15 protein-coding genes are annotated in these 13,874 nt (G+C 57.9%); 9 read left to right on the forward strand and 6 right to left on the reverse strand.

From position 1 onward, the window contains the following. The first annotated feature begins 39 nt into the window (after window positions 1-39). The 5 genes from AC07SU_RS10105 to AC07SU_RS10125 all read left to right on the forward strand — a co-directional run bounded on the left by AC07SU_RS10105 (window position 40) and on the right by AC07SU_RS10125 (window position 4,783). The gene (locus AC07SU_RS10105; protein WP_178903485.1) at window positions 40-753 is read left to right on the forward strand and encodes a TetR/AcrR family transcriptional regulator; all 714 of its coding nucleotides are present in this window, start codon (window positions 40-42) and stop codon (window positions 751-753) included. Between the two features lie 283 nt (window positions 754-1,036). After that, window positions 1,037-1,519, forward strand: coding sequence for a VOC family protein (locus AC07SU_RS10110; RefSeq protein ID WP_494996973.1), 483 nt, complete (start codon window positions 1,037-1,039; stop codon window positions 1,517-1,519). Continuing rightward, entirely contained in the window at window positions 1,516-2,736 is a 1,221-nt protein-coding gene (locus AC07SU_RS10115; RefSeq protein ID WP_494996974.1) for an FAD binding domain-containing protein, read from the forward strand. The genes AC07SU_RS10110 and AC07SU_RS10115 overlap by 4 nt, the downstream gene beginning before the upstream one ends. Before the next feature lie 32 nt (window positions 2,737-2,768). Continuing rightward, window positions 2,769-3,131, forward strand: coding sequence for a DUF485 domain-containing protein (locus AC07SU_RS10120; RefSeq protein ID WP_178903488.1), 363 nt, complete (start codon window positions 2,769-2,771; stop codon window positions 3,129-3,131). Beyond that, a complete protein-coding gene (locus AC07SU_RS10125; protein WP_494996975.1) occupies window positions 3,128-4,783 on the forward strand; it encodes a cation acetate symporter in 1,656 nt (551 codons plus the stop codon). Before AC07SU_RS10120 ends, AC07SU_RS10125 begins: the two co-directional genes overlap by 4 nt. Window positions 4,784-4,837: 54 nt before the next feature. Here the strand turns inward: AC07SU_RS10125 and AC07SU_RS10130 are convergent, their stop codons facing one another. Then, window positions 4,838-5,794: an AraC family transcriptional regulator gene (locus tag AC07SU_RS10130; RefSeq protein ID WP_494996976.1), complete on the reverse strand. Its 957-nt coding sequence runs from the start codon at window positions 5,792-5,794 to the stop codon at window positions 4,838-4,840. A gap of 124 nt (window positions 5,795-5,918) precedes the next feature. On the opposite strand from AC07SU_RS10130, the gene AC07SU_RS10135 reads away from it, so the two are divergent. Then, on the forward strand, window positions 5,919-6,761 hold the full coding sequence (locus tag AC07SU_RS10135) for an SDR family oxidoreductase (RefSeq protein ID WP_494996977.1): 843 nt from the start codon (window positions 5,919-5,921) through the stop codon (window positions 6,759-6,761). Window positions 6,762-6,850: 89 nt separating this feature from the next. Here AC07SU_RS10135 and AC07SU_RS10140 read toward each other — a convergent pair whose 3' ends face one another. From AC07SU_RS10140 to gcvA, 5 genes are all read right to left on the reverse strand, one after another. Then, a complete protein-coding gene (locus AC07SU_RS10140) occupies window positions 6,851-7,312 on the reverse strand; it encodes a PaaI family thioesterase (RefSeq protein ID WP_259174492.1) in 462 nt (153 codons plus the stop codon). 93 nt (window positions 7,313-7,405) lie between these two features. Then, the gene (locus AC07SU_RS10145; protein WP_494996978.1) at window positions 7,406-8,971 is read right to left on the reverse strand and encodes a DHA2 family efflux MFS transporter permease subunit; all 1,566 of its coding nucleotides are present in this window, start codon (window positions 8,969-8,971) and stop codon (window positions 7,406-7,408) included. Beyond that, window positions 8,968-10,077, reverse strand: coding sequence for an HlyD family secretion protein (locus AC07SU_RS10150; protein ID WP_494996979.1), 1,110 nt, complete (start codon window positions 10,075-10,077; stop codon window positions 8,968-8,970). The genes AC07SU_RS10145 and AC07SU_RS10150 overlap by 4 nt, the downstream gene beginning before the upstream one ends. A 22-nt stretch (window positions 10,078-10,099) precedes the next feature. Then, a complete protein-coding gene (locus AC07SU_RS10155) occupies window positions 10,100-10,621 on the reverse strand; it encodes a winged helix-turn-helix transcriptional regulator (RefSeq protein ID WP_494996980.1) in 522 nt (173 codons plus the stop codon). A 178-nt stretch (window positions 10,622-10,799) separates the two neighbouring features. After that, complete coding sequence (gene gcvA, locus AC07SU_RS10160; protein WP_494996981.1) at window positions 10,800-11,729, reverse strand: transcriptional regulator GcvA; 930 nt, start codon at window positions 11,727-11,729, stop codon at window positions 10,800-10,802. A 197-nt stretch (window positions 11,730-11,926) separates the two neighbouring features. Here gcvA and AC07SU_RS10165 point away from each other — a divergent pair, with 197 nt between their 5' ends. From AC07SU_RS10165 to AC07SU_RS10175, 3 genes are all read left to right on the forward strand, one after another. Next, on the forward strand, window positions 11,927-12,700 hold the full coding sequence (locus tag AC07SU_RS10165; RefSeq protein ID WP_494996982.1) for an SDR family NAD(P)-dependent oxidoreductase: 774 nt from the start codon (window positions 11,927-11,929) through the stop codon (window positions 12,698-12,700). A 91-nt stretch (window positions 12,701-12,791) separates the two neighbouring features. Then, window positions 12,792-13,133: a carboxymuconolactone decarboxylase family protein gene (locus AC07SU_RS10170; protein WP_494997001.1), complete on the forward strand. Its 342-nt coding sequence runs from the start codon at window positions 12,792-12,794 to the stop codon at window positions 13,131-13,133. A gap of 70 nt (window positions 13,134-13,203) precedes the next feature. Continuing rightward, window positions 13,204-13,872: a cupin domain-containing protein gene (locus tag AC07SU_RS10175; RefSeq protein ID WP_494996983.1), complete on the forward strand. Its 669-nt coding sequence runs from the start codon at window positions 13,204-13,206 to the stop codon at window positions 13,870-13,872. The last annotated feature ends 2 nt before the right edge of the window (window positions 13,873-13,874 follow it).

The following is a 13,874-nucleotide window of genomic DNA, read 5'->3' on the forward strand; positions in this document are numbered from 1 at the left end:
TGTTTTGTATGATGCCTCAATCAGCTCGAGCGAGGCGTTATGCAAGACTCAAAAAAGGTCAACAACAAGGCCTCCGGCAAGGTGGCGCAGACAGCCGCTGTGGTCAAATCGACCGCACGGCGTTTGTCGCCCGAAGTCAGAGAACAGCAAATCGTGCAGAAGGCGATAGAGCATTTTGCGACGTGCGGATTTTCGGGCAGTACGCGCGAACTGGCGCGCCAACTTGACGTCACCCAACCGCTGCTCTACCGATACTTCCCCAGCAAAGAAGCACTGATTGACCGCGTATACGATGAGGTCTATCAGTGGGATGACGCTTGGGAGTCCATCATAAAAGACCGCTCGGAAGGTCTTCAGTCTCGCTTGGTGCGTTTCTATACCGCTTATGCCCAGGTGATCCTGCGACGAGAATGGATTCGTATCTTCGTGTTTGCCGGTTTGACTCGCGAAGGTATCAATGATCGCTATCTGGCCAAATTGCGCGAGCGGGTCTTCATTCCCGTTATCGCGGAAATTCGCCACGCGCATGGTCTGGCGCCGTCAGCGAGTGCGACGATCAGTGAAAGCGAACTCGAACTGATCTGGAGTTTGCACGCCAGTATTTTTTACGTGGGCGTTCGAAAGTGGATCTACGATCTTCCCGTGACTGAGGACATAGACGTGCTGATCAAGCAAATGGTCGACGCGTTCCTCAACGGCAGCCCTCACACCCTGCAACAACTGGATAGCGACGCGCTCGACATCCACTCTTGAGTTGAACAGCGATGCCGCCCCTGTGCGGCGTTGAACACTGCTTTTAGACGTCTGCATTACTGGCTGTCATTACTTTCCTTGGCGATTTGCGCAAAGGGTGATGGATGGCGCGCCCCCCGCTTTCGCGCTAAGAAAACTCCCTGATACCCGCCTGATAAGCCTTCCGAATCGGCGGCACGCAGCATTGCGCGCACAAAAATATGCCCCCCAACCTATTTACTTCAAATTCGTGAAGCTCTATTGTTTATCAGGTGATAAATAAACACAAAACGTTGGAGGCATCATGCAAGTCTTGAAGCTCGCTCACTATTCAATACGCTCGTTCGATCTGGAAAAATCGAGCCGATTTTATGAAAAAGTGCTTGGGTTTACTCCCGGCTACCGGCCGCCGTTCGATTTTCCCGGCGTCTGGCTGTACATGGGCGGCGACGAGAAGGATTACGGCACGGTTCACATTATCGGGATTGATCCGAATAACCCCGAAGGCCTCAAGCAATACCTGGGTGATAAAGAAATCCTGCAGACCGGCACCGGTACCGTCGACCATATTGCGTTTCTGGTCACCGGCCTGGTCGATTTCTGGAGCGTTTTCAAAGCCGAAGGGGTTGCTTGGCGTGACCGCACCGTTCCCAGTCTTGGCCTTCATCAGGTGTTTATCGAAGACCCTTCAGGCGTGACCATCGAGCTCAATTTTCCGGCATCGGAAATTCAAGCGGTCGGTTCTTATGCAGACCATGTGGCGGCCATGGGAGGAGAGCGGTCATGACTCATTCTTCGAACAAGCGCCGGGCTATTGTTGTGGGTGGTTCTCTGGGAGGGCTGTTTGCAGCGAATATGCTATTGCGCAAAGGTTGGGATGTAGAGGTCTTCGAGCGCGTGCCGGATGAGCTTGCCGGACGTGGCGCCGGCATCGTGACGCACCCTGAGTTGTACGAGGCGATGGCAGTGGCGGGTATTCCTCTCGACACTTCCATCGGTATCGATGTGCATTCACGCGTTACCCTGGCGCAGGGCGGTAGCGTCGTACTTGAGACGGCACACCCGCAGACTTTGACCGCGTGGGGGAAGATGTACCAGGTGCTTCGCGCGGCTTTTCCAGATCCTCAGTACCGCTGCGGTGGCAATGTCATCTCGGTCGAAAGTACTCCGACGCACGCCAGTGTCACGTTGGCCGACGGGACAACCCACCAGGCCGATCTCATTATCGCCGCGGATGGATTTCGCTCGACCATTCGCCAGCATTTTTTACCAGACGTGCACCTGCAATATGCCGGGTATGTTGCCTGGCGCGGACTGGTTGATGAAAGTGCGCTCTGCGACGCCACTCACACGGCGCTTTTCGACAAGTTTGCATTTTGTTTGCCGCCTCAAGAGCAAATTCTGGGCTACCCCGTAGCCGGGCATTCCAATAGTACGGCTGCAGGCCAGCGTCGCTACAACTTTGTGTGGTATCGCGCGTGCGACGACGATGCCTTGCGCGACTTATTGAGGGATGAAAGCGGTAAACAATTTGAAGGCGGAATTCCTCCCGGGCTGATACGCGGTGACGTGCTTGATGCTATGTACAAGGCAGCCGATACCTTGCTGGCTCCCCAGTTTGCCGAAGTCGTAAGAAAGGCGTCTCAACCGCTGTTTCAGCCGATTTACGATCTTGAAGTTCCGAAGATGAACTTCGGCCGTATTGCTTTAATCGGTGACGCCGCGTTTGTAGTGCGTCCTCACTGCGGCATGGGTGTTACCAAGGCTGCCGGCGATGCTTTGGCCATTGTGGAAGCACTGGAGCGTCATGCATCTGTTGAGCTCGCATTGGCAGACTTCAGCGAACAGCGCTGCCAATTCGGGACGTCGATTGTTCAGCATGCGCGGCACTTGGGGGCCTATATGCAAGCGCAACTGAAAAATGAAGAAGAGCGCGAAATGGCTGAGTTGCATAGGACTCCGGAAGCCGTCATGCGTGAAACTGCCGTGCCTGTGAGCTTTTAATTCGGTCGTAAGCCCTTCTGCAGGAGATTCCTATGCAAGCTCTATATCCGCAAGACGGTGACCCGGCCGTGTCTGCCAATCAGTTGGAAAACGCCATCAGGAGTCCGATACTCGACAGCCCCGACTTTCGTGGGCTGGTCAAACAGCGTCGCAGATTTTCGTGGAGCATGAGCCTTCTCATGTTGACGGTCTATTTTGGATTCATCCTTTCCCTGGCCTTTATGCCCGAACGTTTGGGCACTCCGATTATTGAAGGGCAGCCCATTACCTGGGGCATCCCTGTCGGCTTTGGAATGTTTGCCTTCACCACGCTGCTGGTGGCCATCTATGTATGGCGCACTACGACCTGTTATGACCCGAAAATAAAAAAAATCATCAGGATCTTTCACACATGAAGCGTCTACTCATTGGAGCCACAGCCGTTGTTACTTCAGTGGTGGCACAGGCAGCCGAGCCCTCCATCGCCGCACAACAACATAGTTATTTAGCCATTGGTATGTTTTTAGCGTTCGTTATATTCACGCTATTTATTACGCGATGGGCTGCACGCAAAAACAACAGCGTCGCAGATCACTATGCTGCCGGTGGAAAAATCACCGGGTTCCAGAATGGTTGGGCCATCGCCGGGGACTATATGTCCGCCGCCTCGCTGCTTGGTATATCAGCACTGGTGTTTACCAACGGCTTTGATGGGTTGGTTTATTCAATTGGGTTTCTTGCAAGCTGGCCAATCATCCTGTTTTTGATTGCAGAGCCCTTGCGCAATTTGGGCCGTTATACGCTCGCGGATGTGCTGAGTTATCGGTTGAAGCAACGGCCTATACGCGCTTTTTCGGCATCCAGCTCGATCGTCATTGTTCTTCTGTACCTGGTGTCTCAGTTGGTAGGCGCCGGGAAGCTGGTGGAGCTGTTGTTCGGCTTTGATTACACGGCAGCCGTGCTGCTTGTAGGCACGCTCATGGTGATCTACGTTTTTTTTGGCGGGATGTTGGCCACTACCTGGATTCAGATTATCAAAGCAGTATTGCTGCTGACCGGCTGCGTTTTCATGGCGGTCATGGTCTTGGCCGAATTCGGCTTTAGTTTGAATCAGCTGTTTACTCAAGCAATCCGTGTCCATCCCTCTCATGTGGCAATCATGAGCCCCGGTGGGTTGATAAGTGATCCTGTGTCCGCGATCTCACTGGGCTTGGCACTTGTGTTTGGTACGGCAGGCCTTCCGCATATCCTTATGCGTTTCTTTACCGTAGGCAACGTGAAGGCAGCACGCCAAAGCATTCTTTATGCGACGGGTTTAGTCGGCATCGGCTATGCGCTAATTGTGATCATTGGTTTTGGCACCATCGCATTGGTTGCAGGCAACCCCGACTATCACGATCAGTCAGGCGGAATATTGGGCGGCGTGAATATGGTTGCGATTCATCTGGCACACCATGTCGGCGGCGAGGTGTTTCTTGGCTTCATGTGCGCGGTATCGTTTTCGACGATATTAGCGGTCGTGGCGGGGCTGACCCTTGCCGGCTCATCTGCTGTTTCACATGATCTCTATGCACATGCCTTGCGTCGCGGCGCGGCGAATGATCGTGAAGAGATGCTGGTGTCACGTGTGACCACTATTGTGCTGGGCGTTTTGTCGATTCTTCTGGCCATCGCGTTTGAAAAACAGAACATCGCTTTTATCGTGAGCTTAACGTTCTCCATCGCTGCCAGCTCCAATTTTCCAGTGCTGCTGCTGTCCATTTACTGGAAAGGCCTGACAACACGCGGCGCAGTGGTGGGCGGTTCCTTGGGACTGGTATCTGCAATCACCTTGTGCATTCTCAGCCCTACCGTTTGGGTCAAGATACTGCACCATCCGCAAGCCTGGTTCCCATACGAGTACCCGGCTCTATTTTCCATGTCGATAGCATTCATCGGTATCTTCCTGTTTTCCATCACAGACCGCTCTGCGGGCGCAGCGGGGGAGCGCGACCGATACGCAAACCAATTGGTAGATTCTGAACTGGGGACACCTGCAACGTGGAGCGCGCAGTTGAAGGTTGAGTGAGCATTATGAGAATCCTGCTCGTACGCCTTGCTCCAGGACTCAAGGTCAAGCCGGTTATTGCGCCATCAATCGTCGAAAATGCAGAGGGTACCGGCCGGTAACGCGCTTGAAGGCGCTGCTGAAGGCGCTCTCGGATGTATATCCGAAAGACCGTCCAATGTCCCCGATGGAGGCACGCGTCTCGCGCAGTGCACGCTCTGCGAGTCGCATGCGCCAATGGGTCAGGTAGGTCATTGGGGCGACACCGGCGACCGTTCTGAAGTGTAATGCGAACGTCGCTCGCGACATGGCGGCTGCCTTCGCCAATGCTTCGAGTTGCCAGGGATAGCCGGGATCGCCGTGCATCAATCGAAGCGCCGGCGCAATGCGCTTGTCGGTCACGGCCCTCAACCACCCCGGGTTCAGGGGGGCTTCAGTAACAAAATGAGCGCGCAGAGTCTGGATGAACATCAGGTGGGCAAGCTGTGCAGAGGCAACGCCAGAGCCCGGTGAATTGTCTTCGCGCTCCTGAATAAGGTCATCCATCAACCAGGAAAGTTTTAGCGCTTGACGCGACGTGCCCCGCACGTGAATGGTTGCCGGGATGGCGTCCAGAAACAGCCGATCGTAGTCAGAGCTAAGTTCCACACCTGCAACGATCACATAGCAGTCATCACCACTGCCAAGCTGGACCGTTGCGCCTACGCGATTCTTGATCACATCGCCGAGGTCCACTCGCGGTGCGCCAAGGTCGCTGGCGAGGGTGAGCGAGCGAGGCCTCGAAGAGAGAAACACATCACCTTCCTCCAGCAGGATGGGCGTCGCTTCGTCATCGAACGAGAGCCAGCAGCTGCCGCGAGCCACCCCCCAGAACTTGATCGTGTCCGGCGCTGGGATGGCTATCGCCCAGGCACCGCCTGCCACCAGTCCGCCGGACATGACGGATCGTGCGTTCACGAAATGTAGGAACTCTGAAAGGGGATCGCTGTGCATGCTCAGACGATGACGCAAGTAATGCAGAGGATCAAGCATTAATAATCTGGAGTTAGAGCGTTATCTTGCAGGTGTACCGGGGGAGAGCCACCGGACAGCACGCCCTTCGCGATGATTGCGGTGGGCCTACTCATTGAACGACTACTCGTCTAAAAGGGCACCCATGACACAGCGCACTTGGTTTATTACTGGCGTCAACAGCGGTTTCGGCCGCGTCATGACAGAGCAATTGCTCGCCCGCGGTGATCGGGTGGCAGGTACCACGCGCAAGATGGAAGCACTGAGCGATCTCAAGGACAAGTATGGCGATCAACTGTGGCTCGCCCACTTGGATATGACGGACACCGTCGGCATCCAACAAGTGGTGAGCAACGCTTTCGGTGCGCTTGGCAAGATCGATGTCATTGTCAGCAATGCAGGCTATGGCTTATTTGGCGCAGCGGAAGAGCTGAGTGACGAACAGGTCAACCATCAACTGTCGACAAACCTGATTGGTCCAATCATGTTGATTCGCGCGGCCTTGCCTCACTTGCGTGCGCAATGGGGTGGCCGAATCATCGGCCTTTCGACGTTCGGCGGGCAGGCAGTGCTGCCCGGTGGCTCGCTTTATCACGCGAGCAAATGGGGTCTGGAGGGTTTTCTGGATTCTTTGTCCATTGAGCTTGCACCTTTCAAGATCGGCGTCACGATTATTGAGCCCGGCAGCGCACGCACCAATTTCCGTTTCGGTGGTGCACAGCTCGGTAAGCCTCTAGCTGCTTACAAGGACACTCCGGCTGGGATGGTGCATGTGATGATCAAAGATACCTCGCGCCAGCCTGTCGGAGACCCGACGAAGATGGCGGAAATAATCCTCGACAGTGTCGATCACGAACCTGCACCGAAACGGATTGTTCTAGGCTCCGACTCTTGGGGCATCCTCTTCAAGGCGTTGACTGATCGGTTAGCGGCGGTCGCGACTCAGAAGGATCTCGCTGCTTCGACGGACGTCCTGGCCAGCGCATGATTTTTCGGGAGCGTCTTTGCGGAGCCGGATGTCGATCAGGGTTGCGATCATGAATTTCAGCATTCGCCACCGCGACCAGTGCCCGATCATCATGCTTTTTGTGGGCGATCCATCACCAGCAACGTGGAGGTAGCGCTTGCGTAGATGCGCTCGTCGGGGCCCTTCAAGGTAGCCTCGGCAAACGCCGCCCGCCGGCCGACCGAGATGACACGGCCCTCTGCGCGCAGTGGGCCTGTCTCAGTGGTAATGGGGCGCAAGTATGAAACTTTCAGTTCAAGGGTTGTGTAGGCCTGGGTGGCTGAAAGCGTTGAGTGAACGGCGCACCCGCATGCCGAGTCGAGCAGCGTTGCAGCATACCCGCCGTGGACCGTGCCGATCGGGTTGTAAGCATGCAGGCCGGGCGTGCCTGTAAAGACCGCCCACCCGTCACCTGCCTCGACAAACGTGAAGTCGAGCGAATCGCCAATCGGCGGTCGTCCCCCGGCTGAAATCAAAGCCTGGAGGGTTTCAAGTCCGGATAGGCCGGGTGCAACTTCATTGACTAGATTCACTGATATTTCTCCAGTTGGGCCGCAGCGTTCTCGCTGGCCGGACGATGCAACGTTACTGAGCGCCTGATGCGTGGCGGCTCCTGTCGTTTAAACTCAATGGGCATTCGCGGACGGCTGCTTCGGTGGCTGCACCTTGTGCATCAACGGCACCAGCAACACCGCGACAACAAAGCACGCCATGATCATCAGGAACGCGTCGGCATAGGTCAGCGTCTGCGCCTCACGCCATGTCAGCGCCCACAGTTGATGCAGTGCGAACTGGCTCGCATCCAGGCTGTTTTGCCCAAGCAACTGAGCGTTACCCGAAAGCTGATCAAGCCAGACATTCATGGATTCGTTCTGGATGTTCAGGTGCTCGGCGAGGCGAAGGAAATGCAGGTTGGTGCGGTCGTTGAGCACCGTAGCGCAAGCGGCGATGCCGATGGCGCCGCCGAGGTTACGCATCAGGTTGAATAGTCCGGAGGCGAGTTTCAGCCGGTCGGGGGCCAGTGCACCGAGGGTCAGGGTCACCACGGGTGGCACGGTTATTTGTTGGGCGAACCCGCGTATGGCTTGCGGCAACAGCAGCTCCTTGGCGCCCCAGTCGTGGGTGATGGGGGAGAAGTCCCACATCGACAGGGCGAACAGCGATAAGCCGAACATCAGGATCCAGCGTAAGTCGAAACGGCTGGCCAGCACTGCGTACACCGGGATGGCCAGCAACTGGAACACCCCCGTGGAAAACACTGCAAGGCCGATATCCAGCGAGCCATACCCACGCACTCGGCCAAGAAACAGCGGCGTGAGGTAGATGGTGGCGAAAATACCGATGCCGGTTATGAACGAAAACAGGCAGCCCAGGGCGAAGTTTCGGTCCCGCAGAGCGCGCAGGTCGACAATCGGCTCCTTGATTTCTAGGCAGCGCCAGATAAACAGGCCGCCGCTGATGGCGGTGATCCAGGTAGTGGTGGCGATGGTGCTGTCACTGAACCAGTTCCAGCGCGGGCCTTCTTCGAGGGTGTATTCCAGGCAGCCGAGAAACACCGCCATCAAGCCCATGCCGATGTAGTCGGCACCCTTGAGCAACGACGGGTTGGGGCGGTCGACCTTAACCAGCATCGGCACGGCAAAGGTCACAAACAGGCCGGGCAGCAGGTTGATGTAGAACAGCCAGTGCCAGGAGGAAATGTCGGTGATCCAGCCGCCGACAGCCGGGCCCAACGTGGGCGCGAGGGACGCGATGGCGCCGATGGTAGACGCGGCGATCACCCGTTGCTTGCCGTTGAAATACATGAACGCGGTGGTGAACACCAACGGGATCATCGAGCCCCCCAGAAACCCCTGCAAGGCGCGAAACGCGATCATGCTCTGGATGTTCCAGGCCAGCGCGCAGAGCAGGCTGGTCAAGGTAAAACCCGCCGCCGAGGCCGCGAACAGCCAGCGTGTGCTCATCACCCGTGAGAGCCAGCCCGACATCGGGATCACGATGATTTCGGCGATCAGGTAGGCGGTCTGCACCCATGCCGTATCGTCCGCACCGGCAGACAACCCGCCGCCGATGTCCTTGAGCGAGGCGGACACGATCTGGATATCGATCAGGGCGATGAGCATGCCCACACACATGGTGGCGAAGGCCGCGACCTTTTGCGCGGTGCTGAGGGTGGGCAACGGGCTGCTCATAGCTGGGCCTTGAGTGCGCTGGCCTGGTCGTCGAACACCTCCTGGGTGTTGACCTTGGCCATCACCGACAAGCCCGGGCGCAGGGCGCCGAAGTCGGCGTCGCTGCTGTCGAGGCGCACACGTACCGGCACACGTTGCACGATCTTGGTGAAGTTGCCGGTGGCATTCTCCGGCGGCAACACGCTGAACTGTGCACCGGTGGCGGGGGCCAGGCTCTCGATGTGCCCGTGGAATTCACGGCCGGGGAGGATGTCGGCGCGGATACTCACGCTTTGCCCGATCTGCAGGCGCCCCAACTGGTCTTCCTTGAAGTTGGCGTCTACCCAAAGCCCTTTTGCCGGTACCACCGAGATCAGTTGGCTGCCGGCCGCGGCGTAGGCTCCGACCCGGGCGCGGCGGTTGCCCACATACCCGTCCACCGGTGCTCGCAGTTCGGTGTAGCCGATATTCAGTTGGGCCTGGTCGCGTTCGGCTTGCGCCTGTTGCAGCGCGGAGCGCGCCTGGCCGCGCTGGGTTTCAATCACGTCGATTTGCCGGCGTGCGGCCATCAACCCGGCTTGCGCCCGGGAGTGGTCGGCACGGGCGGTTTTCCACACCGCGTTGACCTTTTGCGCGCTTTCGACCGACACAGCCTGGCTGCGCACCAGGTTCTGGTACCGCGTTTGATCATCGCCCGCCCGTTGCGACTCGGCGTCGGTGGCGTCGATCTGTGCCTTGGCCTGGTTGATCACCGCCAGTTGCAGTTGTTCGGTGGCATCCAGGTTGGCCAGGCTGGCTTGTTGCGCGGCCACGGCGCCATCGGCCTTGGCCAGGGCGGTGCGGTAGTCACTCACGTCGATGCGCGCCAATACGTCGCCAGCATGCACGAACTGATTGTCCAGCACCGTCACTTCGCTGATATAGCCGGGCACCTTGGCGCTGATCACGGTCACATCCGCGCCCACATAGGCATCGTCGGTGTCTTCAACAAATCGACTGACCAGCCACCAGTGGCTCGCGTACCACACGCCGCCTGCCACAGCGAGGGTCAGCAAACCCAGCCGCACTGCCTGTTTGCGCCGGGATGGTTTTGCGGGTTCGGGCACAGCGCTGACTGGAGCGTCCATGGCGAAATGACCTCATTCAAAATTAGTGGGGGAAGGGGCTGACCAGTTGATCTTTGTCGGCATAGGCGCGGCCGGTTCGCGCGCGCCATAGCGTCAACGTCTCGGCATCGGCGGCAACATGCACTCGGTGGTCATCGCGGGTGATGGGTTTGCCAGTGTTGGTGTCCATTAACCCCAGTGCCACGGGGCGCCCAGTGGCTTCGTCGGCGAGAAACACCTTGTTCGAGCCCTCTGCATGCCGCGTACCCCAGGCCATCAGCGTGAGGATGACTTGCCGCAGGTCCCTGCCGGATTCGGTGAGGTGGTACTCATGGCGCGGCGGGTTGTTCTGGTACGAGTGCCGCTCCAGCAACCCGTTGGCCACTAACGTGTTCAAGCGGCGGGTCAGGGTGTTTGAAGCGATGCCGAGGCTGGCAAGAAATTCATCGAAGCGGCGCAATCCGTAGAACGCATCCCTCAGGATCAACAGGCTCCAGCCATCACCAATGTGCTCCAGAGCACGGGCGACCGGACAGGACATGGGCTGGAAGCTGGCTTTTTTCATCATGGTCACCTGCGTCAGTCGAGCAATATTACATGCGTAATATTGCATGGTGACTTTCATGATGAAAGCTACTTTAGAAATTATTTGTTACGTTGGGCTGGGTAGGGGCGCTTGGCCCTAAAACGAAAGGAAACGAAGTCGTGCCGTATGGAAGGCACGCGGACCCCGGAAATCATCTTCAAAGCTCGTGATTTACCGTCTGTTGTGCCTCTGCCAACAACCAGTCCCGAAATGTCGCCAACTTGGGCAAGCTCGCACACTCAGGTCGATAAACGACGTAGTAGGCCAGCTCCGATGCAACACTGATGTCTGGAAACAACCGCACCAACCGTCCGCTTGCCAGGTCGTCGTGGGCCATGACGCTGCGTGCAAGTGCGACGCCGTGCCCCTCAACCGCAGCCTGCAACACGGCGGCGGAATTGTTGATTTGCATGCCCCGCATGGAGCGGGTGTCTTTCGCCCCGGCTTTCTGCATCCAGGTTTCCCAGCTTGGAAAACCGGTATGGCTATCCATTGAGAGGTCGTGAATCAACATCTCCTGCGCCAAGTCATTGGGCTTTTGCAAACGCGAGTGCTCGCGCAGCAATTGTGGTGAGCACACCGGATAGACCTCTTCATCCATCAGTTTTTCGGCGCTCAACCCTGGCCACCGCCCCGTGCCATAACGCACACCGATATCGATCCGCTGCGCGACGAAATCCACCGGTTTGAGGTTGGTATCCAGGCGCACGTCTGTTTCGGGGCAAACCGCCTGGAAGCGCTCGATGCGAGGCAGCAGCCATTTGGCGGCAAACGCCGGGCTCACGGCCACGGTCAATACGCCGGTGATCGAACTTTCCCGCAGTCGCTCCATCCCCAGCGTCAGCCTGTCGAAACCTGCGCGGATGTCGGGCAGCGCGCGCTCGGCCACTTCCGTAGGCACAAGCCTTGCCCGGCCACTGTTGACGCGCACAAACAGTGGGCTACCGAGCCATTCCTCCAGCGTGCGTACCAACTGACCGACCGCCGCGGGTGTGACGTTGAGTTCGACCGCCGCCGCAGAAAAGCTCTGATGGCGGGCGCTGGCCTCGAAGGCGCGCAGGGCGTTCAGATGGACCGGTGATTTCACGGTGATAAAGTTTTTCTTTCAGGGATTGACACTTTATCTCGTTTGTCTGCAGCCGTGAAGAAGAGAAAAATCAACTCCATGCCAGCTAATCATCTGTTTGATGGGTGAGGGCATAGGCTCGTGAATACCATTGAAACCAATAGTTTTTCTTCCACTTAAGTCCTGCCAGGCGGCGGGCGCACAGAGAGAATTTCAAGATGAGCAATCAATTCAAGGGCAAGAAACTGCTGGTTGTCGGTGGCACCAGCGGCATGGGCCTGCAGACGGCGCGCACCGTACTGGCCGAGGGCGGCAGCGTGGTCATCGTGGGCAACCGCCCGGAAAAAACTGAAGAAGCCCGCAGGGAATTAGCTGAACTGGGCCAGGTGTGGGCACTGACCGCCGACCTGTCCAACGACGCCGCCGTCGCTTCGCTAATCAAAACCCTGGACGAGCAGCATTCGGATATCGACCTGCTGGTCAACGCCGCAGGCGTGTTCTTCCCCAAGCCATTCCTGGAGCATTCGCAAGCTGACTACGCCCAGTACATGTCGATCAACAAAGCGACCTTCTTCATCACGCAAAAGGTTGCCGCCAACCTGGTCGCCAAAAACCGCCCGGGCGCGATCGTGAACATTGGTTCTATGTGGGGCAAACAGGCGATCGCAGCCACACCGTCGTCGGCGTACTCGATGGCCAAGGCGGGCCTGCACTCACTGACCCAACACTTGGCGATGGAACTAGGCAGCAAGAACATCCGTGTTAACGCGGTGTCGCCTGCCGTAGTACAGACCCCTATCTACGAAGGCTTCATTCCTAAAGCCGAAGTGCACAGTGCGCTGCAAGGCTTTAATAGCTTCCACCCGATTGGCCGTGTGGGCACGCCTCAGGACGTGGCCGAAGTGGTTGCCTTCCTCCTCTCGGACAAGGCGGGTTGGGTCACTGGCGCGGTCTGGGACGTCGATGGCGGTGTGATGGCCGGCCGTAACTGACCTGCGCGGCTACAAGCGTTGCTGACGTACTGAGTTCCTTGCCAGGCGTGACCCCACACCTGGCTTCAATCTGTTTTGGAGAAAGACCATGATGCAAGACTGGAATGGCTACCGTGACTCCCTGATGGAGCGTGTGGGTGACTACGCCAAACAAAGCCCCGACGTAATGCGTGGCCTGGTGATGATCGACAACTCGGCTGTCAAAACGGGGCATCTGGAGCCGAAGATCCACGAACTGATCGCATTGGCGGTGGCTGTGACCACGCGCTGCGACGGGTGTATTTCCGTTCACACTAAGAAGGCGGTCGAGCACGGTGCCACGCTTGAAGAAATCACCGAGGCCCTCGGTGTGGCGATTGCCCTTAACGCGGGTGCTGCACTCACGTACTCGGCACGCGTCGTCGAGGCCTATCAACAGTTGCCCACTCAGTAAACCCTATCGATAAGGACCGCCCCCCCACGGACGGGGTGGCCGGTGTCTTTGTCTCATTTGGATAACCCTCATGCTGATCAATGCCGATTTCACGCGCTGCGCCATCGTTGCGTCCCAGCAGTGCCAATGGGTAGCTTCACCCCAGGATGGCGTCGAGCGCGTGATGCTGGATCGCGTGGGCGCGGAAAAAGCCCGCGCCACCAGCCTTGTGCGGTATGCCTCTGACTCCAGTTTTCCTCGCCATCCCCATCCCGGGGGAGAGGAGATTCTCGTGTTGTCGGGGACCTTCTCCGACGGGAGTGGGGACTACCCGGAAGGCTGGTATTTGCGCAATCCCCCCGGCTCCAGCCACCAACCCTCCAGTGCCGAGGGTGCCGTCATTTTCGTCAAGCTTCAACAAATGCGGGGAAGCGAGCAGCGCCCTGTGCGCATTGATACCCGTGACCCTGCCGCGTGGAGTCGGGAGGGCCAGCGCGAGGTTTGCGCATTGTTCTGTGATGAAACGGAGCAGGTCTCTCTGCAACGTCTGGCACCGCATGACGCGGTTTTCAAGACGCCGCCTGATGGCGCTGAACTGCTGGTGCTGACAGGCCACGTGACGCTGGAGGGGCAGATCTACGAGCGCGGCAGTTGGCTGCGCCTGCCCGCTGGCCAGTCTGCGAGTCTCCACGCTGGCGACAAAGGCGCCACCGTGTACCTCAAAACGGGCCACCTGCCCGATGTAGCAACAGGGGAATGACC

Source organism: Pseudomonas sp. GW821-FHT05H12, from assembly GCF_059419385.1.